The organism is Mesorhizobium sp. M7A.F.Ca.CA.002.09.1.1, assembly GCF_003998555.1.
In the GTDB taxonomy this organism is placed as follows: Bacteria; Pseudomonadota; Alphaproteobacteria; order Rhizobiales; family Rhizobiaceae; genus Mesorhizobium; species Mesorhizobium ciceri.
Genome location: NZ_RZRR01001031.1, coordinates 1 through 1,758, shown reverse-complemented (window position 1 = coordinate 1,758; position 1,758 = coordinate 1). Strand labels below are relative to the sequence as shown.

The 1,758-nt window shown below is 67.1% G+C and carries 2 protein-coding genes; both read right to left on the bottom strand.

What is annotated here, in order from left to right:
• On the bottom strand, positions 1–646 hold a 646-nt coding region (locus EN994_RS29830), incomplete at its 3' end, for an ATP-binding cassette domain-containing protein (protein WP_164746346.1).
• A partial coding sequence (locus EN994_RS29825; RefSeq protein WP_127308074.1) for a carbohydrate kinase occupies positions 643–1,758 on the bottom strand: 1,116 nt, incomplete at its 5' end. The genes EN994_RS29830 and EN994_RS29825, both read right to left, overlap by 4 nt.

Here is a 1,758-nt window from a genome sequence, read left to right as displayed (position 1 = left end):
GGTAGACCTCTTCCATGCGGTGGCTGATGTAGATGATGGCGATGCCTTGCGATTTCAGCGTCGCGATGACCTCGAACAGCCGGTCGGTCTCGCGCGAGGTCAGCGACGTGGTCGGCTCGTCCATGACGATGATGCGCGCATTGGTCGATAGCGCGCGGGCGATCTCGACCAGCTGGCGCTCGCCGAGCGACAGGCTGGAGACCATGTCGCGGGCCGAAAAGGAAACGCCGAGCCGCTTGATGATCTCGCTGGCGCGCCGGGTGCACTGGTCGCGATCGACGATGCCGAAGCGTCGCGGCTCGTTGCCGAGGAAGATGTTCTGCGCCACCGTCAGATTGGGCGCCAGCGACAGCTCCTGATAGATCACCGCGACGCCGCTGGCGCGCGCCTTGATCGGATCGCCGGTCGCAGCCGGCATGCCGTCGATCAGGATCTCGCCGCCGGCATCCGGCCGATAGGCGCCTGAAAGCACTTTCATCAATGTCGACTTGCCGGCGCCGTTCTCGCCCATCAGGGCGTGCAGCTCCCCGGCATGGACGCTGAGCGAGACATCGTGCAAGGCACGGATCGCGCCGAACGTCTTGGAGATGTGGCGCATCTCCAGCACCGGCTGGCGCGCCGTCTCAGCCTGGGCAATCGCACTCATCGCGCGCCTCCCACTGCCGCACCGGCGACGCTCTGGTCCATCGTGGCGTCACGCCAGTTGCTGCGATAGCCTGCCAACCCGGTGAAACGCGACGCGTGCACCGGCTCTGGAACTTCGGCGGCGAATTCGCGCCCGACGCTCTCGAAGGCGAGCGCCGCTGCACCCGTGGCGCTGCCCTCCAGCGTGGCGCCCTGCAGGAAAGCCTGGCCGGGACGCAACTGCGCCAGCAGTCCGGCCAACACACCGCCTGTGTTCAGCCCGCCATCGACGATCACCGTGTTGTTCGAATGGATGAGGTCGAGCGACAGATCGACCATCAGCGCGACGTAGAGCAGCGCGGTGGCCGCGCGTTCCCCGGCATCGGGCATGCGCCCCACCAGCCGGCCGGACTGACTGGGCATCGGCCCGCCTGGCGCGAAGCTCGGCAGCGCCATGATGCCGGCATCGATCACCCGCTGCACCACCGGACCGGCGATCTCGCCTTGCCAGCCGCCGCTGATGGTTGCGAATTCGCGTCCGCCCATGAAGCGAATGGTCGGCACCGGGCCGCCGCCGACATCGACATTGACCAGCATGTCGCGATCCCGGTCGAGCGTGTCGAGCGGGCAATCCGGATTGAGCACGACGACCCAGGTGCCGGTCGAAACGACGGTGACCGGGCCAAGCTCCTGCCGGCGATAGGCATAGAGCGCCGCATTCGAATCATGGACGCCGTTGTGGATGGCGATCGGTCGCGCCGCAGCGCCGAGGCGGTGCTCGCCGATAACGGTGCCGGCGCGCTCGAAGCCAGGCATCCGGTCACGCCAGCCCTGCGCGTCGACCAGCGAGGAAAAGTCCTGGCTCCGCGGCGCCCACAGATGCGAATGGCAGCCGAGATAGGACACTTCCGAGACCGCCCGCCCGCCAAGGCGCCAGCTCCAGTATTGCGGATAGCCGAGGATCGATTTCGACGTAGCGAACGCGTCGGGATCGACCTCCTGCAGCCACAGCATGTGGCGGCCGTAGTTGAAGCCGAGCGGCAGCCGCGGCGAAAAGGTCTCCGAAAAGTCCGGAATGCGGCGATCGATCCGCGCGGCAATCTCGGCCGGCGGCTCTTGCTCGTAGTCGAGGAT